Source organism: Stenotrophomonas sp. 80084_Sma, assembly GCF_056481995.1.
On the sequence record NZ_CM151177.1, the window covers coordinates 3,670,479 to 3,691,036 of the forward strand.

Annotated in this window: 10 protein-coding genes and 1 pseudogene; 5 read left to right on the forward strand and 6 right to left on the reverse strand. The window is 67.9% G+C overall.

Annotation, left to right across the window (positions count from 1 at the left end; translation table 11 throughout):
- Nucleotides 1-3: 3 nt before the first annotated feature.
- Complete coding sequence (locus ACZK3W_RS17010) at nt 4-2,052, reverse strand: DNA repair helicase YoaA (protein ID WP_149909239.1); 2,049 nt, start codon at nt 2,050-2,052, stop codon at nt 4-6.
- Nucleotides 2,053-2,826: 774 nt separating this feature from the next.
- Between ACZK3W_RS17010 and ACZK3W_RS17015 the strand changes: the two genes are divergently transcribed.
- Nucleotides 2,827-3,765, forward strand: a complete 939-nt coding sequence (locus ACZK3W_RS17015) for an IS110 family transposase (RefSeq protein WP_440565794.1) — start codon at nt 2,827-2,829, stop codon at nt 3,763-3,765.
- 69 nt (nt 3,766-3,834) lie between these two features.
- Here the strand turns inward: ACZK3W_RS17015 and ACZK3W_RS17020 are convergent, their stop codons facing one another.
- Together ACZK3W_RS17020 and mrcB are read right to left on the reverse strand one after the other, a co-directional pair.
- Nucleotides 3,835-4,374 carry a hypothetical protein gene (locus ACZK3W_RS17020; RefSeq protein ID WP_197615787.1) on the reverse strand — a complete coding sequence of 180 codons (540 nt, stop codon included), beginning with the start codon at nt 4,372-4,374 and terminating at the stop codon, nt 3,835-3,837.
- Nucleotides 4,371-6,809: a penicillin-binding protein 1B gene (mrcB, locus tag ACZK3W_RS17025; protein ID WP_197615788.1), complete on the reverse strand. Its 2,439-nt coding sequence runs from the start codon at nt 6,807-6,809 to the stop codon at nt 4,371-4,373. Before mrcB ends, ACZK3W_RS17020 begins: the two co-directional genes overlap by 4 nt.
- Nucleotides 6,810-6,905: 96 nt before the next feature.
- On the opposite strand from mrcB, the gene ACZK3W_RS17030 reads away from it, so the two are divergent.
- Nucleotides 6,906-9,005 carry a glycosyltransferase gene (locus ACZK3W_RS17030; RefSeq protein ID WP_197615789.1) on the forward strand — a complete coding sequence of 700 codons (2,100 nt, stop codon included), beginning with the start codon at nt 6,906-6,908 and terminating at the stop codon, nt 9,003-9,005.
- Here the strand turns inward: ACZK3W_RS17030 and ACZK3W_RS17035 are convergent.
- Together ACZK3W_RS17035 and ACZK3W_RS17040 are read right to left on the reverse strand one after the other, a co-directional pair.
- Nucleotides 9,002-10,566, reverse strand: a pseudogene (locus tag ACZK3W_RS17035) (hypothetical protein). The gene ACZK3W_RS17030 and the pseudogene ACZK3W_RS17035 sit on opposite strands and share 4 nt — an antisense overlap.
- Before the next feature lie 30 nt (nt 10,567-10,596).
- A complete protein-coding gene (locus ACZK3W_RS17040; RefSeq protein ID WP_125892796.1) occupies nt 10,597-12,753 on the reverse strand; it encodes a RelA/SpoT family protein in 2,157 nt (718 codons plus the stop codon).
- Between the two features lie 130 nt (nt 12,754-12,883).
- Here ACZK3W_RS17040 and ACZK3W_RS17045 point away from each other — a divergent pair, with 130 nt between their 5' ends.
- Entirely contained in the window at nt 12,884-13,420 is a 537-nt protein-coding gene (locus ACZK3W_RS17045) for a hypothetical protein (protein WP_032130197.1), read from the forward strand.
- A 53-nt stretch (nt 13,421-13,473) separates the two neighbouring features.
- Here the strand turns inward: ACZK3W_RS17045 and hrpA are convergent, their stop codons facing one another.
- Nucleotides 13,474-17,556: an ATP-dependent RNA helicase HrpA gene (gene hrpA / locus ACZK3W_RS17050; protein WP_197615791.1), complete on the reverse strand. Its 4,083-nt coding sequence runs from the start codon at nt 17,554-17,556 to the stop codon at nt 13,474-13,476.
- 86 nt (nt 17,557-17,642) lie between these two features.
- Here hrpA and ACZK3W_RS17055 point away from each other — a divergent pair, with 86 nt between their 5' ends.
- Nucleotides 17,643-18,191: a Dps family protein gene (locus ACZK3W_RS17055; RefSeq protein ID WP_006439098.1), complete on the forward strand. Its 549-nt coding sequence runs from the start codon at nt 17,643-17,645 to the stop codon at nt 18,189-18,191.
- 529 nt (nt 18,192-18,720) lie between these two features.
- Nucleotides 18,721-20,526, forward strand: a complete 1,806-nt coding sequence (gene recQ / locus ACZK3W_RS17060) for a DNA helicase RecQ (protein WP_049463264.1) — start codon at nt 18,721-18,723, stop codon at nt 20,524-20,526.
- Nucleotides 20,527-20,558 lie beyond the last annotated feature (32 nt).

Below are 20,558 nucleotides of genomic sequence, written 5' to 3' on the forward strand. Positions count from 1 at the left end.
GGGTCAGAACAAGGGGAACGTGGCACCGGGCGCCGGCTCGGGGCCGGTCGCAACAGCGACTGGGGCAGCCGCATCATCGGCCGCAGGCGCCCATTGTGGCGTAAAGAAGGCCTGCACATCGGCCAGGCTGCGAGTACGCCGGAACGGCGGCAGCGAATCGAGGAAGACCCGGCCATAGCCACGGTTGAGCAGGCGCGGGTCACACAGTACCAGCACGCCACGGTCGCTCTCGCTGCGGATCAGGCGGCCGACGCCCTGCTTCAGCGCGATCACCGCCTGCGGCAATTGCTCGTCGCGGAACGGATTGCCGCCCTGGCTGCGGATCGCCTCCAGCCGCGCCTCGTACACCGGGTCATCCGGCGCCGCGAACGGCAGCTTGTCGATCATCACCACGCTCAGCGCTTCGCCGACCACATCCACGCCCTCGCGGAAACTGGCCGAGCCCAGCAGCACGCCATTGCCCGATTCACGGAAGCGCTGCAGCAGCGTCGCACGCGGCGCCTCACCCTGCACGAACAACGGCCACGGCCCGTCGCGCAATGCCTCGGCGGCCTCACGCAATGCACGGTGCGAGGCGAACAACAGGAAGGCCCTGCCCTGCGAGGCCTGCAACACCGGCCGCAAGGTCTGGATCAGCGCGGTGCCAAACCCGCGCGCCGCCGGATCGGGCAGGCCTTCGGGCAGGTAGCACAGCGCCTGCTCGGGCCAATTGAACGGGCTTGGCTGCACCAGCGTGTGCGGATCGTCCAGGCCCAGGCGGGTGGCGATGTGATCGAAACCACCGCCCACGGTCAGCGTTGCCGAAGTGAAGATCCACGCGGCACGGCTGCGCTCGCGATGCTCACGCAGCGGACCGGACACATCCATCGGCGTGCGCTGGCAACGGAAACCACGCGGCGTAAGCTCGTACCAGAGCACATCGGCCGCACTGCTCGCTTCCGACGGATCGGTGTCGAAATCGAGAGTGGGTTCGTCATCGCCCAGCCAGCGGCTGAGCCGCGAGACCGCCTCGCGCGCCCGCGCATGACAGGCATCCAGACCCGCCGCCGCTTCGCGCAGCGGCTGCAATGCCTGCTCCAGGGTCACCAACCCTGCCATCACCGTATCGAATCCGTCGCGCACCTGTGGCATCGCCAGCGCGCGCCATTGCGTGCCACGCGGCGGCAGTCCCTCCATCGCCGAACGCAGCGCCAGCAGCGCCTGCTGCAACTGGTCGACCGGTTCCTGCAGCGCCGACTGCGCGCCGCCGACACCGCGTGCTTCAGCCAGGCAATCGCGCCCGAGCTCCTGCCACGGGCGCATGCCAAAACCCTCGCCGAAGAACTGCGCGGCCAGTTCGGGCAACTGGTGCGCCTCGTCGATGACGAAGGCCTGGGCGCCCGGCAGCAGTTCACCGAAGCCATCCTGCTTCAGGGCCAGATCGGCCAGCAGCAGGTGATGGTTGACCACCACCACATCGGCAGCCTGTGCACGCTGCCGCGCACGCACCACGAAGCAGTCATCCCAGAACGGGCAATCGGTGCCCAGGCAGTTGTCGACGGTGGAGGTGACCATCGGCAGCAATGGGGAGTCGTCGGCCAGCCCGTCGAGCTCGGCGATGTCACCGAACTCCGAGCGACCGGACCAGGCCAGGATGCGCTGGAACTGCGCCGCCTGTTCAGGGCTGGAAAAACGCGGCTCGCCGCGCGCCTGCTGCAGGCGATAGCGGCACAGGTAGTTCGCACGCCCTTTCAGCAGCGCACTGCGCAGGCCGACCCCGAGTGCTTGACGCACCCGTGGCAGATCGCGGTGGTAGAGCTGGTCCTGCAGCGCGCGGGTGCCTGTGGAGATGATGGTGCGCAACCCGGACAGCAGCACCGGCACCAGATAGGCAAACGTCTTGCCGGTGCCGGTACCGGCCTCGGCCAGCAGCAGATCACGCTGCTGCAGCGCATCGGCGATGGCTTCGGTCAGGTGCAGCTGTGCCGGACGCGGGACGAATGCATCCAGGTGCGAGGCGAGCGCGCCGCCGTCGCTGAGGGCTTCGCGGCTGGCATGGACAAGGTCGGACATCAGAGGGAAAGGATACCCGGCCGGGCGCTGCCGGGCACCCGTTTCAAGCCAGAGCCAGAGCACCAGCAACGGCAACGGTGTTGTTCACGGCTCTGGGTTTCTGCGTGCAGGGTGGGGCGGGAGGGGCAGGCAGGACACGCCGCAAACCCATCCATGGGGGCTCGATGGCGCCATCCATGGCGCCAACGGTCCTGCCTGCCCCTCCCGTCCCACCCTCGACAGTTTCCCGGTGACGGATGCACGGGCGGTGTAGCGTCGAGCTTGCTCGACTGGGATTCCAGAAGCGGTGGGTGGAACAGGAAAGAAGAATGACGGCGAGTGCGCGCAGCGCGCGACCCGCTCTTGATCTGATTTTTTCTTTTCCGTGGCTGGACGCACACGGAAACTGCCAGGGGCCGGGCGGGTGGGCTGCGCAGGGGCGTGAGCCGCATGGATGCGGCGACCGAGCTTACACGGACGTGCTTGCAGCGCCCCCTGCGCAGCTCACCCGCCCGGCCCACCTCGCCGACCCGCAGTCGAGCAAGCTTGTATGTTCCTCCCGGCTCCTACGAGGTATGTAGGAGCCAGGGTGGAGGGACCGTCAAGCATGCATCTGCGGATACTAGCCGACAGACGAGTCGAGCGATCCCCATCCCGCACACGAACGTCGATAAAGGATCGTACGGCCCCCAAAGGGGATCGTCGATGTAGGCAAGCTAACGTCGGTGCGGTACCACCCCAGCCCCTTAAAGATAGCTGGGAGCCGTACAAATGTCTGATTCTCTCGATATTGGCGTGGACGTGGACTCCAAGGAGTTCGTACCGGCAGTGGCCGACCGCAAGGCCGGCGACAGGATCGCCAACACCCGGGCCGGCATAGCCCAGTGGCTCAACACCTTGCCCCAGCGATGCCGGATTGGCATGGAGGCGACGGGGCGGTACTACGAGTTGTTGGCTCGGATGGCTGGCCAGGCAGGCCACGTTGTCTATGTGATCAATCCACGTCTGATCAAGCACTACGGCCGGGCGACGGGCTCGCGTGGCAAGACGGACGCCATGGACGCCGAAGCGATCGCCCGGTACGTGAAGAAGGAGAACGATCGCCTGCGTGAATACGTACCGCGTACCGACGAGCAGCAGCAGATGCACGATTTGCTGCGCAAGCGGCAGACGCTGGTAAAGACACGCGCGCGCCTGGAGCAATCCTTCGGGGTAAGCAAAAGTGCCCCCGGGGAGCTGTCAGATCTGTTCTGCGCTCTGGCTGGGACGCTGTCCGAGCTGGAAAGCGAACTGCAGCGCTTGGGTCGCGATGGAGAGCATGGCACGCTCTACAAGCGCCTGTTGACCATCCCTGGTGTCGGCCCTGCCGTCGCCGCTCACCTGATCTACTACATGACGCGCTGGCCGTTGGCCAACGCCAACGCGTGGATCGCCTGCACCGGCCTGGATCCCCGGCCTAACGAGTCTGGCGGCAGAACGGGACGGCGTAGGCTGTCCAAACAGGGCGCGCCAGTGCTGCGCCAGATGCTCTACATGGCCGCCATGGGGCTCAAGCGGTGTCGTCGGGGGCAACCGCTCTACGACGAGCTGTCAAAACGCGGTCACCCCAGCACCGCCGTCTTCAACATCCTGGCCAGAAAGCTGGCCAGGATCGCCTGGGGTGTCTTCAAAAGCGGCCGGGACTTCGATCCGGCCATGCTGAAGGTGGGTCAAGCCTGCTTCCAGCAGGCTTGACCACGAACATAGGATCTCGACTCTACGCAGTATGCCCAGCCACGAGGGGCTGCGCCGTTGGCCGGAAACTCAGTACCGCTTGATCCCCGGCACGGTGCAGCCTTCCAGCTGCGCATGCGCCGACACCGCATTCTCCTTCTCGCCGCGCGCCAGACGCGACTGCTCGATCGTCGCCCAGTGCCGGCGGCACAGCGGCCCGGTCTTCGAGCCCAGATCCACCGCCTTGCGCGCGAACGTCTCAGCCTGTGCCCATTGGCCCTGCAACAGCGCCAGCTCGGCACGCTCCTGCAGCACCGCCGGGTCACCGGCCACGATTTCCAGCGCGTGGTCCAGGCTGCTGGCGGCACCGGCCAGGTCGTTGGCCTGGCGCCGCGTCTGTGCGGTCACCCGCAGGTCTTCCACCTGCGAATCACGCAGCGGCTGCACCGACAGCTCCTTGTCGTCCGGACCTGCGGCCGCATCCACCGCAGCCAGGCGCTGTGCCGGCGTGGTGGTATCAACCGGCGGCTTGGCCACCGGCGGTGCGCTGCTGACGCAGGCGGCCAGGGCCAGGCTGAGGCCGGTCAGGGCCAGGGGCTGCAGCAGGGATCGCATGTTCATCGGCATCATCGGCTCGGGGGAGGAGTGGCGGCGGCGGGCGCCGCGGCAGGTTCAGCAGGCGGCTCAGGCTTGCGGTCCAGGCCGAACCAGCTACGCCAGCCACCGCCCTCGCCTTCGGCACCCTGCCCGTCCGGCGACACCGCCGGCGCACACGGTGCATAGGCCGGCGCATAGCCCACCACGAACGGGAAACGACGCGCGCCCGGGCAGCCTTCATCCGTGCTGTTGAGTCCGGTCGGCGCCACCGACTGCCAGTCCAGGCCCTTGTTGCTGACCCGCAGCGGCGCACTCGGCAGGCGCTGGAAGATGCCCGACCAGACCCGCATCGCGCCGGTGGCACCGTACAAGCCGGCCTGCTCGTTCTGGTCGTTGCCGATCCAGATCACCGCCAGATGATCGCCGGTGTAACCGGCGTACCAGCTGTCGCGGCCATCGTTGGTGGTACCGGTCTTGCCGGCCGGCTGCAGGCGGCCGAGGCCATCGGCGTTGAGCCGCTGCGCGGTGCCGCTGGCAACCACCTGCTGCAGGCCGACACTGATCAGGTTGGCGGCAATCGAGTCGCCTTCCTGGGCCGGTGCCGGGGTCTTGTCGTAACGCTTGAGCAGCTTGCCCTGCGGATCGAGCACGCCACGCACCGCATGCAGCGGCTGGATTTCGCCACCGGACGCGAGGAACTGGTACAGCTGGGCCATCGCGTACGGGCTCTGATCGGTCGAACCGAGAATCACCGCCGGATTCGCCTCGGCCTTGATGCCGGCCAGCACGTGGATCAGCTGGGTCACGCGCTCGGGGCCGACCTGCATGCCCACGCGCACCGTGGCCTGGTTGTAGGAATGCGCCAGCGCGTCGATCAGGCGCACAGTGCCGTGGCTGCGGTTGTCGGCATTGCCGGGATTCCAGTTGCGGCCGCGGCCGAGCTGCACGGTCACCGGTGAATCGTCGACCCAGCTGGCCAGCGAGTAGCGGTCCGGCTGCGCCAACGCGAGCAGGTACACGAACGGCTTCAGCAACGAGCCGACCGGGCGCTGTGCTTCAATCGCACGGTTGAAGCCGACCTCGGACACTTCACGGCTGCCGATCACCGCCAGCACGTCACCGTTGTGCACGTCGGTCAGCACCATGCCGGCCTGCAGTTCGGGGCGACGCTTGCTCTCCAGCGACTTGATGGTGCGGTTCACCGCGCCTTCGGCATAGGCCTGCGCGGACGGCGACATACCGGTCATCACGCTCAGGCCGGCGCCCTGCAGGGCAGATTCCGGATAGTCGTGACCCAGTTGGCGGCGGACCAGATCGACATAGGCGGGGAAGCGGTTGGCGGCAACCAGGCCCGGCGTCTTGGGCACGCCCAGCGGGGCCTTCAACGCACGCTGGTACTCGGCGTCATCGATCAGCGTGGCTTCGTGCAGTTTGCCCAGCACGAAGTTGCGGCGATCCAGCGCGCGTTCCGGATTGCGCCGCGGGTCGTAGAAGGACGGGCCCTTGACCAGGCCGATCAGCAGCGCGATCTGCTCGGTCTCCAGCGACTGCAGGTCGCGACCGAACCAGAACTCGGCGCCAGAGGACATGCCATGGATCGCCTGGCTGCCACGCTGGCCCAGATACACCTGGTTGAGGTAGGCCTCGAAGATGGTGCGCTTGTCGTAGCGCGCTTCCATGATCAGCGCGTAGAGCACTTCGTTGAATTTGCGGGTAACCGTCTGCTCCTTGCCGATGCCAAGCAGGCCGCTGCGGGCCAGCTGCTGGGTCAGCGTAGAGGCGCCCTGACGGCTCTGGCCACCGGAGCGGATGGTTACCCACACCGCACGGGCGATGCCGGACAGGTCGATGCCGTGGTGGCGGTTGAAGTCCTTGTCCTCCACCGCCTGCAGGCCGGTCACCAGCAGGTCCGGCGCCTCGTCCATGCGGATCAGGCGGCGTTCTTCCTGCTTCTGGCCGTACAGGGTGGCGATGCGGGCCGGGTCCAACCGCGCGGCCTTCAAGGCCTTGCGGTTGTCGGCGTCGCGCAGCGAGGCGACCGCACCATCGGCCAGTGACAACTCGAGCCGGCGCGGGGCAACCCGGCCATCGACGTCGTTGTAGCCGCGGCTGGAGATGACGAAGCGCCCGCCGTTCACCGCATAGGTGGCCGGCTCCTTGCCCTGGCCGTCATCGCGGTAGGCGGAGGCGGCCAGCTCGGTCTTCAGCGTGGACGCATCCATCGCCTTGCCGGGGGTGAGCACCAGCGGGCGCGCGTAGACGCGCGTCGGGATCTGCCAGCGCAGCTCGCCGAAACGCTGGGTCACCTGCTGGTTCAGGTACAGCGTATAGGGAATGAGGAAACCCAATCCCAACGCGACCGCAGCCATGCTCCAGGTGATCAGCCGGCGCCGCCACAGCGGGCCGTTGTCCTGCTGGTCGTCGTCGTCGAAATCGTCGATGTCGTCGGAATCGTAGCGTCGGGGCACGGGAATGCGAGAATGTAGGGTCTGGCGAGTCTACCCCAGCCGCTGCGGCTGGCGAATTCTCCCGGGTTCCCCTGCTTAAGCTGGAGTTGCAACCGGATGGCGATGTCCCTGGCCGAGATCCGATACCTGATCAACCGCCTCACGGGCCTGGCCCGCCGGAGCCTGGCCAGCCTGCGTACCCGTGGGTGGCGGGCGACCTGGCAGCGCATCCGCGTGCATACCCAGCGCGCCGTTCCCGCGCCGCGAACGCCGCTGTTCCTGCCGCCGGCACAGGATTTCGCCCCCTTCACGGTGCCGTTCAGCGAAACGCCGGAAGTGAGTATCGTCATCCCGGTCTACAACCACGTCGGCCATACCCTGGCCTGCCTGCGCGCCCTGGCGGCACATCCGCCGCTGGCGACGTGCGAGATCCTGGTCGTGGATGACGGCAGCAGCGACGCCACCGTGCAGTGGATGCCGCAGGTCGCCGGACTGCGCTATGAGGTGCGCGAGCACAACGGCGGCTTCATCGAGGCCTGCAACGATGGCGTGTCGCGCGCACGCGGCCGCTATGTGGTGCTGCTCAACAACGATACGGTGCCACAGCCGGGCTGGCTGGATGCCCTGCTGGACACGTTCGCCAGCACGCCCGACGCCGGCCTGGTCGGCAGCCAGCTGCTGTACCCGGATGGCCGCCTGCAGGAATCAGGGGGTGTGATCTTCGCCAACGGCAGCGGCTGGAGCTACGGCCGTTTCGAGGCGGCGGACGACCCACGCTTTGCCAGCCTGCGCGACGTCGACTACTGCTCCGGCGCGGCGCTGATGCTGCCGCGCGCCCTCTGGCAGCAGCTGGGCGGCTTCGATACCCGTTACAAGCCGGCGTACTACGAGGACACCGATCTGGCCTTCCGCGTTCGCGCCCAGGGCCTGCGTGTGCTGGTGCAACCAGCCAGCCGGGTGATCCACGATGAAGGCACCAGCAACGGCACCGATACCGGCAGCGGGGTGAAGGCCTACCAGGTGCGCAACCAGGCCATCTTCGCCGCCCGCTGGGCCACCGAGCTGGCCCACCATCCGGCGGTGGGCGAAGTGCCGTCACCCGCGCTGCTGCTGCGTGGCCGACGCCAGGTGTTGATCCTGGACGAGGAAGTACCCCAGCCGGATCGCGATTCGGCGTCACTGCGCCAGGTGAACCTGATCCGCCTGCTGCTGCAGGGCGGCGCTCATGTGGTGTTTGTTCCCACCCGCCGCGAACATGGCGGTGCCGCCACCGAAGCACTGCAGCGGATGGGCGTGGAAGTCTGGTATGCGCCGTTCCTCGATGGCGTCGCCAGCTGGCTGCGAACGCACGGTGCGCGTTTCCACGTGGCGCTGCTGGTCCGCCACCATGTCGCCCACGAGTGCCTGCCGCTGCTGAAGCGCTATGCGCCGCAGGCCCGCACCGTGTTCGACACCGTGGACCTGCACTACCTGCGCGAACGTCGTGGTGCCGAAGTCGCCGGTGATGCCGGGTTGCTGCGCGCCGCCGAGCGTACCCGCGCCAGCGAGCTGGCGGTGATGGAGCAGTGCGACGTCACCGTGCTGGTCAGTGCCGCCGAGCGCGAGCAGCTGCAGGCCGACGCCCCTTCCGTGCAGGTGGAGCTGATCTCCAACCTGCACGACGTCGCCGGCGCCGGCAAACCGTTCGAACAGCGCCATGATCTGGTGTTTGTCGGCGGCTTCCGCCATCCGCCGAACCTGGATGCCATGGAGTGGTTCATCGGCGAAGTCTTTGCCGGCATCCGCGCCCGCCTGCCCGAGGTACGCCTGCACTGCATCGGTGCCGCCACACCGGAATCGCTGCTGGCATTGGCCGCACGCCAACCCGGCGTGCAGATGCACGGTTTCGTCGAGGACATCACGCCCTACATGGACGGCGCACGCATTTCCATCGCGCCGCTGCGTTTCGGCGCCGGCGTGAAGGGCAAGATCAACCTGAGCATGGCCCATGGCCAGCCGGTGGTAGGTACCACCTGCGCTGTGGAAGGAATGCACCTGCACCCGGGCCAGGACGTGCTGGTGGCGGATGATGCGGCGGGCTTCGCCGATGCGGTGGTCCGCCTGTACCAGGATCCGCAGCTGTGGCAGCAGTTGTCCGACGCCGGCCTGGCCAACATCGCAGAGCACTTCTCCCTCGACGCTGCCCGCGCGACCGTGCAGCGGGTGTTCTTCACCTAATCCGGGCGACCGCCGGCGCGGCGCAGGCGGTCTTCGAACGCCGGCAGCTCGGCCAGGTCCGGTTGCAGCAACCGGGCCTGTTCGGCGGCGTGTGCGGCAAACGCCAGGTCTCCATTGCCGAGCCGTTCGCTGCCGATCGCCAGCCAGCGCTGGGCCAGGCGCAGGCGTGCCGAGGGAAGCCCGGCCGCGGTCGGCGACAGGGTCTGCCACGCCTGCAGGCAGGCACCTGCGGCCTGCACGCGATTCTGCCGCAGGTTGTCGTCGAAGCAGCGGCGACTGGCGGGCAGCAGCCGCGCTGCGGCAGCCTTCACCCGTGCATCGCGTGGCGCCAGTGACTGCGCTTCGCGCAACGCGTCGAACGCACTGTGCCCGGGGGGCTGATCCATTGCCCGGCACGTTCGGCGCGCTCGATCCTGCGCAGGTGGTCGCGCAGTTGGCGCTCGCGCTGCGTGTTGCTGACCGCCGGCTGCTGCAGCGCCTTCTGCGCCTGTTGGGCGCGCTGCAGGCGTTGCGCGAGCTGCTGTTGCGCGGCCGGCGAAGCACCCAGTTCCGCTGCCAGCGCGGCATCGGCCTGCGCCGCTTCGAACTGGAAATCGTCGGCCTGCTGCTGGCTGCGTGCCAGCACCGCCTGCAAGGTCTGTTCGCGGCCGCGCTGGGCACTGGAATCATCAACCGCCACTGCCAGCACGGCGAGGAATCCCTTCGCTGCGGATTCCAGCTGCCGACGCTGCAAGGCGCGCTGGGCCTGGCGCAGGCGCTGGTCGACGGCCTGTGCCAATGCTTCCTGGCTGGCGGGCAGATCGGCGTGGCCGGCATCGAACTGGCGCGCACGCTGCAGTATCGCGGCTGCCTCGGCCAGCTCGCCGCGTCCGGCCAGGATGCGGGCCTGCTGCAGCAGATCGCTCAGTGCGTCCTCGCGACCTTCCAGCGCCGGCAGATTGTCCGGCTGCAGTACCAGGATGCGCTGGAACAGGGGCAGCGCGCTGCTGTCACCGTCGTCCAGCCGGCCCGCTGCAAAGGCGTTGCGCGCCTGCGCCAGCAGTGCACCGACGCCGGCGCCTGCGCTGCGCCGGGCCTGCAGCTGGCGTGCCACGGCGTCCGCATCGCCCTGCGGCACCTGCAGTTCCCGGGCCAGTGCCAGCGCCTGCGCGCTGCCTTCGAGGTCGTTGGCCTGCAGTTTTTCGCTGGCCTGCTGCAGGGCCGCGGCGCCGGTACGGGCCAGCCCCTCACGGGCCTGCGGACGATCACCATCCAGCGCCAGCACGGCCTGGTAGCGCTCACGCGCACCACTGCCATCGGCGGCACTCAGCCGCCCAGCCGCCAGTGCGCGATCGCCTTCGGCCAGCAACTGTTCAATCTGAGGCTCATCCCAGAACCAGTCGGCCAGCGGCTTGCGCAGCAGCACCAGCAGCACGAACACCGCCAGCGCCGCGACCAGCGCCCAGCGCCACACCCGGCGCGCGTGACGTGCCTGCAGCCACCACCAACGGCCTTCGCGGCGGACGCGGTCCAGCGCAGGATGTTCAGCGCCATGCGGGCGATGCGGAGGCTCGCGTTCCATGCGTGCAGGGTAGCCGGGGCAGCGTGAAGCTCAGCCGAGGCGACGCGCCTCGCTCACGCCGGGCAGCGCATCCAGCTTGCCCAGCAGGGTCGACAGCTGGCCGTAGTCGCTCACCTTCAGGCGCAGGCGCAGGTGGGCACGGCCACTGTTGCGCACGTTGTCACTGTGGATGTCGAGCACGTAGGCGTCTTCCTGGGCGATCAGGTTGGTGATGTCCTTCAGCAGCCAGCGGCGGTCGACCGCAGTGACCACCACGTCCACTTCGTAGCCGCCACCGGCCTGGCCCCACTCCACCGGCAGGATGCGCTGCGGGCTGGTGGCTGCCAGCCGGGCCAGCGCGGCACAGTCTGCACGATGCACGGTGACACCCCGGCTACGGGTCAGGTAGCCGACGATCGGTTCACCGGCCACTGGCTGGCAGCAACGCGCCAGCTGCACCAGCAGGTTGCCCACGCCCTGCACGGTGAACTTGGACTTGCCCAGGTTCTCACGGCGCGCGGTCGGCCGCGGCAGGGCTGGCACGGGCGCCGGCTGGCTCGCTGCACGTTCGGCTTCCAGCAGGGTACGACTGACCTGGTTCGGGCCGGTGTCACCCAGCGCCACCTGGATGTAGAGGTCGTCAACGCTGTCGGCATGGAACTTCTTCGCCGCCACCGCCAGATCAGAATGCTGCAGGCCCAGACGCTTCAGCTCGCGCTCGAGCAGTTCGCGCCCGGCCTGCACGTTGCGCGCGCGGTCCAGCTTGTGGAACCAGCTGCGTACTTTTTCGCGCGAGCGGTTGCTGGCCAGGAAGCCGTTGGCCGGCATCAGCCAGTCGCGGCGCGGATCGGCCTCCTTGCCGGTCAGGATCTCGACGCGGTCGCCGCTGCGCAGGCGGTAGGTCAGCGGCACGATACGGCCATTCACCTTCGCACCACGGCAGCGGTGGCCCACCATCGTGTGCACCTGGTAGGCGAAATCGAGCGGTGTGGCGCCCTGCGGCAGGTCCAGCACCTCGTCCTTCGGGCTCAGTGCATAGACCCGGTCCTCGGTCAGCTCGGCATCGAGCGCCCCGGCCAGTTCATTGCCCTGCCCGTCCTGCGCCTGCTCCAGCAGCTGGCGCATCCAGGTGATCTTGCGGTCGAAGGACTTCTCCGCGCCCTTGCCGCCTTCCTTGTACTTCCAGTGCGCGGCCACGCCCAGCTCGGCCTGCGAATGCATCTCGTGGGTACGGATCTGCACTTCGATGGTGCGCCCTTCCGGGCCGACCACGGCGGTATGCAGCGAGCGATAGTCGTTGGCCTTGGGCCGGGCGATGTAGTCGTCGAACTCGCTGGGCACCGGCGCCCACAGTGCATGCACCACGCCCAGCGCGGCGTAGCAGGCGGCGACATCGTCGACCATGACGCGCACCGCACGGATGTCGTACAGCTGGTCGAACGCCAGCCGCTTCTTCTGCATCTTCCGCCAGATGCTGTAGATGTGCTTCGGGCGGCCACTGACCTCGGCCTTGATGCCCTGCGCGACCAGTTCGCGCGACAGCACCTTCTTGACGTTCTCGACGTAACGCTCGCGGGCGATGCGGGTTTCGTCCACCTCCCGCGCAATGCGCCGGTAGGTCTCCGGTTCCAGGTGGCGGAACGCCAGGTCCTCCAGCTCCCACTTCAGCTGCCAGATGCCCAGACGGTTGGCCAACGGCGCATGGATGTCGCGGGTCAGCTGCGCCAGCGCGCGGCGTTGCTCGTCGTCCAGCTTGTCGGCCGCGCGCATGCGCGCCAGCTGCCGCGCCAGCAGGATGGGCACCACGCGCAGGTCACGGATGATCGCCAGCAGCAGGCGGCGCAGGCCCTCGCTGTTGCGCCCGGCCTCACGGCCGGCATGCAGTGCCCAGACCGGATCGGCCGCATCCTGGCCATCCAGCAGGCCGATCACTGCGGCCTTGTGATTGCCCAGCGGCAGTTGCTCCAGGCTGGCGCGCAGGCCGGGCAGATCGAACAGCAGGGCCGCGACCACCGCGCCTTCGTCGGCCGAGAGCATCGCCAGTGCGTCGAGGGTGTCGCCCAGCACCGACCAGCTGGCGCGCATCTGATGGTCGCAGTCCGGTGCTTCCCAGTGCCCGCGCAGGGCCTGGCGCAGCGGAGCAGGCAGCACGGCTGCCGAGGGGCGGTTCAACAAGGCATCCAGGCCGGGGACGGAAGCGCGGTTCACAGCATCGAGCAGGCAAGACAGAGGCCCCTACACTAGCGCCGGCGCCGTTCAGGGACAATCACCGCGGCCACCATCACCCGGCATGAAGACATGCCGCTACACTCGCGGGCAAACCCAGGAGAGTCCCGACATGTCCTCGATCGTCCCGCGTTTCCGCCTACGGCTGCTGGCCTGTGCCGCACTGTTGCTGTCCCTGTCGGCGCCTGCGCTGGCCCAGCGCGTGGTGGAGGGTGACCTGCAGCAGCAGATGTCACCGGCCGAGTTCAAGGCGGCCGGCCTGGACAAGCTCAACGCGCAGGAACTGGCCACGCTGAACCGCTGGCTGCAGGGCAAGGTCGAAGCGGCCACCACCCAGGCGGTTGCGGCCGTACGGGAAACGGCGCGCGAGGAAGGCCGTCAGGAAGTGATCGTGAAGAATCGCGGCTTCTTCGATTTCGGCAGCAGCGAGCCGATCACCGGCGTGCTGCAGGGCGAGTTCCGCGGCTTCGGCAAGGGCCGCGTCTACGTGCTGGACAACGGCCAGGAATGGGAGCAGACCGATGCAAGCACCCTGGCCGGTGTGCGCAAGCAGTCCCCCGCCGTCAGCATCAAGCCCGGTGTGATGGGCGTGTGGTACCTGAAGGTCGACGGCGTGAACACCCAGCCGAAGGTGCGCCGAACCAAGTAACGCCGTGACCTTGCTGCAGAGCCGAGCGTGGGCTCGGCTCTGCAGCAACGACGTCACGCCTGGCGCAATGCGGTCACCCGCTGCGCCAGCTTCTTCGCAGAGATGCCGGTGCGCGCACCCAGCTCCTGCGCGAACAGTGACACCCGCAGCTCTTCCAGATCCCAGCGCAGCGCCTGCCATTGCGGGCGCTCGCGCAGTCCCTGCTGCTCCCCCGCTGCCAGCGCTTCCAGGAACGGATGCAGTTCCAGCATGCGTGCCTGGTCACGTGGCGGATCACGCTTGGCACGCTCGGTGCGCAGGATCATCGCCTTCAGATAGCGCGGGTACTGCGCCAGCGCGTCGGCCGGCGTGTCGCGCAGGAAGCCGGGATGGATCAGCCCGACCAGCTGCGCTTCCATGTCGTCCAGATTGCCGCGTGCCCAGCCCATCAACGGTGCTTCCAGCATCGGCTTCAGTTCCGCCACCAGCGCCAGGATGGTCTCGGCCAGTTTCAGCCGCGACATGGCCTCGCCGAACAACGCCTTGGCCGCATGCTCACGGCGCTGTTCGAAGGCCGCCGCATCGCGGATGTCTTCCAGGCCCTCGGCCAGCACCGCGTTCATCGCCGCATCGACCAGGTCGCCACGCAGGCGCTCCTGCGACTCGATCGCCGCATACAACAGGCCGGTCTTGGCACCAACCGGCAGCTGCTTGCGCGCCTGCTTCACCTTCTCGGCCAGGGCAATCTCCAGCAGACGGCGCACGCCCAGCGGATGGGCCTCCAGCGCCTGCTGGCGATCGGCGAAGATGCGCAGCGCCACGCTGTCGCCCTCGTCCAGCAGCGCCGGATAGGCCGGCACGCCCGCTTCACCGGGTACCTGCAGCGGAATCGGCGTGGCCGGGAACGTGCGCAGGCCATCGGCGGCCATCTCGCGCCCAGCGCGTGCAGCGAAGGCATCGCCGGCACGCCCACCGAACTTCGCGCGCAGCGTGTCCAGATCGCGCGAGGTCGCCAGCACCTTGCCCTGCTCGTCGCGCAGCCGCAGGTTCATGTGCAGGTGCGGTTCGATCGAACCAGGCTCGAAATCGAGCGCGGTCACCGTTGCGCCGGTCGCACGTGACAGGAAGCGCGCCAGTTCGCCGGTAATGGCATCGGCGCTCGGCTGCGGGAACGCCTCGTAGAACGCGCGGCCGAAGTCCGGTGCCGGCACGTAGTTGCGGCGCATCGCCTTGGGCAGGCTGCGGATCAGTGCCGAGGCCTTGTCGGCGACGAAACCCGGCGCCAGCCAGCCCAGTTGCACCGGGTCCAGTGCGTTGAGCAGGTGCAGCGGTACGTCCAGGGTCACGCCATCGTCGTCGGCACCCGGTTCGAAGCGGTAATGCAGTGGCAGGCGCGCCTGGCCCAGCGGCAGGTACTTCGGGTAACGCTCCTGTTCGCTGCCCTCACCCGGCAACAGATCGACCAGCGACCAGTGCAGGGTCTTGCGCTGTTCCGGCGCCAGCCCCTTCCACCAGGTATCCAGCCCCGCGGCCGAATGGATCTGCGGCGGCACCCTGTCCAGGTACCAGCGCGCCTGCCAGTCCTCGTCGGCGACGATGCCGGCGCGGCGCAGCTTGGCTTCTTCTTCGCGGGCGATCTCCAGCACTTTCTGGTTGTCGGCCACGAAGCTGGCGCGGGTGTTGATCTCGCCGGTCACCAGCGCCTGGCGCACGAAGATGTCATGTGCCTCGCCCGGCGCGATGCGGCCGTAGTGCACCGGCTTCTTCGGCGCCAGCACCAGGCCGAACAGGCTGATCTGCTCGGAGGCCAGCACCTGGCCCTGCGCGCGCGACCAGTGCGGATCGAAGTGCTTGCGCAGCAGCAGGTGCGGCAGTTCGGCGATCACCCAGTCCGGCTCGATCGCGGCCAGCGTCATGCCCCACACCTTCTGCGTATCCAGCAGGTTGGCCACCAGCAGCCACGGCGGCGGCCGCTTGGACAGCGCCGAACCCGGGAACGGCAGGAAGCGGCGCTGGCGTGGCGCCTGGAAATCTCCCTTCTCGGTGCGGTGGCCGATCTGCGTCGGCAGGCCCGCCACCAGCGCGCGATGCAGGGTCTGGTACGCAGCGGCACGCACGCGCTCGCTGAAACCGCCGCCCGCCGGTGCCTGTTCCTTCTGCGCACGCACGGGCACTGGCGCCGGGGCCGCCTCGGCCTTGCCTTCGCGGGCCAGGCGCGCGGCACGATGCAGCTGGCCACGGGTGGCCTTCACTGCAGCGGCGTCATCGCGCGCCGGAGCCGGTGCACTGCTGCCAGCCAGCAACGGCGCCATCGAGGCCTCGTTGGCCTCTTCCTTCCAGCCCAGTTCCTCGCACAGCAGGCGCAGTTGGCGATGCAGCTCGCGCCACTCGCGCATGCGCAGGAAGCCAAGGAAATGGCGGCCGCACCAGTCACGCAGCTTCGATTGGGTCAGGTCTTCGTGGGCCTGCCGGTAGGCTTCCCACAGGCGCAGTACACCGACGAACTCTGACCGCCCATCGGCGAACTGCGCATGCGCGCTGTCGGCCGCGCCACGCGCTTCGGGTGGGCGTTCGCGCGGGTCCTGGATGCCCAGGAACGAGGCGATCACCAGCATCGGCCGCAGGCAGCCGGCAGCCTGCGCGGCCACCAGCATGCGCGCCAGCTTCACGTCCACCGGCAGGCGTGCCATCTGCTTGCCGATGGTGGTCATGCGCCGCTCGGCGTCGATCGCGCCCAGTTCGGTCAGCTGCTGCCAGCCATCGGCCACCGCACGCTCGTCCGGCGCTTCCAGGAACGGGAACTCTTCGATGCGGCCCAGGCCCAGCTGCAGCATGCGCAGGATCACCCCGGCCAGGCTGGAGCGGCGGATTTCCGGATCGGTGAACTCGGGCCGCGCCTGGAAATCGGCCTCGGCGTACAGGCGGTAGCAGATACCCTCGGCGATACGGCCGCAGCGACCCTTGCGCTGATTGGCGCTAGCCTGCGAGATCGGCTCGATGTGCAGACGGTCCAGCTTGTTGCGCGGACTGTAGCGCTTGACGCGGGCAAAGCCCGGATCGACCACGTAGCGGATGCGTGGCACCGTCAGCGAGGTTTCCGCCACATTCGTGGCCAGCACGATGCGGCGGTTCGGGCCGGGGTTGAACACCCGGTCCTGGTCCTGGTTGGACAGGCGCGCGTACAGCGGCAGCACCTCGGTATTGCGGTACTTGCGGCGTTCCAGCGACTGGTGCGCATCGCGGATCTCGCGCTCGCCCGGCAGGAAGATCAGCACGTCGCCGCGCGAATCCAGACGGGTGATTTCGTCGATGGCCGACACGATGGCGTCGTTGACGGTGCGCTCGCCCTCCTGCTCGCCCTCGCCTTCCAGCGCGCGGTAGCGCACTTCCACCGGGTAGGTGCGGCCTTCAACGCTGATCACCGGCGCATTGTCGAAATGCTGGGCGAAGCGTTCGGTGTCGATGGTGGCCGAAGTGACGATCAGCTTCAGGTCCGGGCGCTTGCGCAGCAGCTGCTTCAGGTAGCCCAGCAGGAAGTCGATGTTGAGGCTGCGTTCGTGCGCCTCGTCGACGATGATCGTGTCGTAGTTCGACAACCAGCGGTCACTGGCGATTTCCGCCAGCAGGATGCCGTCGGTCATGAACTTGATGCGGCTGTCTTCGCTGACCTTGTCGTTGAAGCGCACCTGGTAGCCGACCAGCTGGCCCAGTTCGCTCTGCAGTTCCTGCGCCACGCGGCTGGCCACCGCACGTGCAGCAATCCGTCGCGGCTGGGTGCAGCCGATCATGCCGGCCTGGCCACGGCCTGCGGCCAGGCACAGTTTCGGCAGCTGGGTGGTCTTGCCCGAGCCGGTTTCACCAGCGATCACCACGACCTGGTGGTCGCGGATCAGCCCGATGATGGCGTCGGCTTCACGCGCAATCGGCAGCTGCGGGTCCAGAGTAATGGACGGCTGCTGCTGCGCCCGTGTCATCCGGCGCTGCACCGACGCCTGCAAGGCCTGCTCGAAAGTGGCGGCCAGTGCCGCATCCTGTGGCTTGGCCTGGCAACGCGAGAGCATCCCCAGCAAACGGCCCCGGTCGCGGCTCATGGCGCCGTCGATGGCGGCGCGCTGTTGGCGCAGGCGGGGCGATGGATTTTTATCGATAGAGTTCATCAATCGGTTCGTTCAAAACTTTGAAAGCGACCAGTCATCACGACCGGTTTATTGTGAAGGCCAACGATTCCACAAGGAGGAACCCCATGGCGAAGACCAAGAGCACGACCAAGGCCAAGACCGGCAAGCAGAAGCTTGCAGCGGCGGCACCGTCGGCGCCGAACATCGATATCGGGATCACCCAGGGCGACCGCAAGAAGATCGCCGACGGTCTGTCGCGCTTCCAGGCCGATGCGTTCACGCTCTACCTGAAAACGCACAACTTCCACTGGAACGTGACCGGGTCGATGTTCAACTCGCTGCACACCATGTTCGAGACGCAGTACACCGAGCAGTGGGCGGCACTGGACGACGTGGCCGAGCGCATCCGCGCGCTGGGCTTCAATGCCCCGGGCTCCTACCGGGAATTCGCTGCGCTGACCTCGATCGCCGAGGAACCGGGCCTGACCGACAGTGCGGACTGGCGTGAAATGGTACGCCAGTTGGTGGTCGCCAACGAAGCGGTCTGCCGTACGGCACGTGAAGTGCTGGACGTGGCGGCCAAGGGTGACGACGCCCCGACCGAGGATCTGATGACCCAGCGCCTGCAGACCCACGAGAAGTACGCCTGGATGCTGCGCTCGCTGCTGCAGTAAGGGTTGGGGGTGTTCGGCAGGGCTGCGCCCTGCACCCGCAGAGGCCTTGAAGCCAAGGCCAGAGCCAGAGCAGAAGCTGGCTATCTGTGGGTTGGCGGGGTGGGTCCGGTTGCGGGGGACGCCGTAAATCCATCCATGGCGCTCACGCCCCCGCAACCGGCCCCCCCCCGCCTTCGACAGTTTTCTGCGATCTGCCGGAACAGCGTCCGCTCTGGTAGGTGTCGACCTTGGTCGACACGGATGAATTCAGTCGATATCTGACAGATGTGTCGACCAAGGTCGACACCTACCAACAGCCGCGTGAACCTGTCGAGGGCGAGGCGGTGTCGGATTGCGGGGTGTCAGCCGCATGGATGCGGCTGCCAAGCCTACACGGACGTACTTGCGGCGTCCCCGCAATCCCACACCGCCCCGCCAACCCACGGATCACCCCAGAGCCGGCTGTTGCCTTTGACGTTGCTCTGGCTTGAAGGCTTCTGCAGGTGCAGGGCGCAGCCCTGCCGAACCCCCGCCGGGGTAAACTAGCCGGATGGCTTCCCGTCCCGCGCACGACCTGCTCCAACGCGTCTTTGGTTACGACGATTTCCGTGGTCCCCAGCAGGACATCGTGGAGCATGTGGCTGCCGGTCATGATGCCCTGGTGCTGATGCCCACCGGCGGCGGCAAGTCGCTCTGCTACCAGGTGCCGGCCCTGCTGCGTGACGGTTGTGGCATCGTCATCTCGCCGCTGATCGCGCTGATGCAGGATCAGGTCGAAGCCCTGCGCCAGCTCGGCGTGCGTGCCGAGTACCTGAATTCCACCCTGGATGCCGAGACCGCCGGGCGCGTCGAGCGCGAACTGCTCGCCGGCGAGCTGGACATGCTCTATGTCGCTCCCGAGCGGCTGCTGACCGGCCGCTTCCTGTCACTGCTGTCGCGCAGCCAGATCGCCCTGTTCGCCATCGACGAAGCACACTGCGTGTCGCAGTGGGGCCATGATTTCCGCCCCGAGTACCGCCAGCTGACCGTGCTGCACGAGCGTTGGCCACAGATCCCGCGGATCGCGCTCACCGCCACCGCCGATCCGCCGACCCAGCGCGAGATCGCCGAGCGCCTCGATCTGCAGGAAGCACGCCACTTCGTCAGCTCCTTCGATCGCCCCAACATCCGCTACACCGTGGTGCAGAAGGACAACGCCCGCAAGCAGCTGACCGATTTCCTGCGCGGCCACCGCGGCGAGGCCGGCATCGTCTACTGCATGTCGCGGCGCAAGGTCGAAGAGACCGCCGAATTCCTCTGCGGCCAGGGCTTCAACGCCCTGCCCTACCATGCCGGCCTGCCACCGGAAGTACGCGCCAGCAACCAGCGCCGCTTCCTGCGCGAGGACGGTATCGTGATGTGCGCCACCATCGCCTTCGGCATGGGCATCGACAAGCCGGACGTGCGTTTCGTCGCGCATACCGATCTGCCCAAGTCGATGGAAGGCTACTACCAGGAAACCGGCCGCGCCGGCCGTGATGGCGAGGCCGCCGAGGCCTGGCTGTGCTACGGCCTGGGTGACGTGGTGCTGCTCAAGCAGATGATCGAGCAGTCCGAAGCCGGCGAAGAGCGCAAGCAGCTGGAGCGGTCCAAGCTGGACCACCTGCTGGGCTACTGCGAATCCATGCAGTGCCGCCGCCAGGTGCTGCTGGCCGGTTTCGGCGAGACCTATCCCCAGCCCTGCGGCAACTGCGACAACTGCCTGACCCCGCCCGCCTCCTGGGACGCGACCATCCCGGCGCAGAAGGCGCTGAGCTGTGTCTATCGCAGCGGCCAGCGTTTCGGCGTCGGCCACCTGATCGATGTCCTGCGCGGCAGCGAGAACGAAAAGGTGAAGCAGCAGGGCCACGACAAGCTCAGCACCTACGCGATCGGCCGCGACCTCGACGCGCGCACCTGGCGCAGCGTGTTCCGCCAGCTGGTCGCCGCCAGCCTGCTGGAAGTGGACAGCGAGGGCCACGGTGGCCTGCGCCTGACCGATGCAAGCCGCGACGTGCTGACCGGCCGCCGCCAGATCAGCATGCGCCGCGACCCGGCCAGCAGCACCAGCGGGCGCGAGCGCAGCGCGCAGCGCACCGGCCTGTCGGTGCTGCCGCAGGATCTGGCGCTGTTCAACGCGCTGCGCGGCCTGCGTGCCGAACTGGCCCGCGAACAGAATGTGCCGGCCTTCGTGATCTTCCACGACAGCACTCTGCGCAACATCGCCGAACAGCGCCCGACCAGCCTGGACGAACTGGCCCGGGTCGGCGGCATCGGCGGCACCAAGCTGAGCCGCTACGGCCCGCGCCTGGTCGAGATCGTGCGCGAAGAAGGATAGCGGCTCTACATTGGTGCTGGTCCAACCTTGAA

Bases quoted from the DNA above. Each gene is read 5' to 3' on its own strand.
- recQ (WP_049463264.1), top strand. From the start codon at position 18,721: ATGGCTTCCCGTCCCGCGCACGACCTGCTCCAACGCGTCTTTGGTTAC.
- hrpA (WP_197615791.1), bottom strand. From the start codon at position 17,556: ATGAACTCTATCGATAAAAATCCATCGCCCCGCCTGCGCCAACAGCGC.
- ACZK3W_RS17055 (WP_006439098.1), top strand. From the start codon at position 17,643: ATGGCGAAGACCAAGAGCACGACCAAGGCCAAGACCGGCAAGCAGAAG.
- ACZK3W_RS17045 (WP_032130197.1), top strand. From the start codon at position 12,884: ATGTCCTCGATCGTCCCGCGTTTCCGCCTACGGCTGCTGGCCTGTGCC.
- ACZK3W_RS17020 (WP_197615787.1), bottom strand. From the start codon at position 4,374: ATGATGCCGATGAACATGCGATCCCTGCTGCAGCCCCTGGCCCTGACC.
- ACZK3W_RS17030 (WP_197615789.1), top strand. From the start codon at position 6,906: ATGGCGATGTCCCTGGCCGAGATCCGATACCTGATCAACCGCCTCACG.
- ACZK3W_RS17010 (WP_149909239.1), bottom strand. From the start codon at position 2,052: ATGTCCGACCTTGTCCATGCCAGCCGCGAAGCCCTCAGCGACGGCGGC.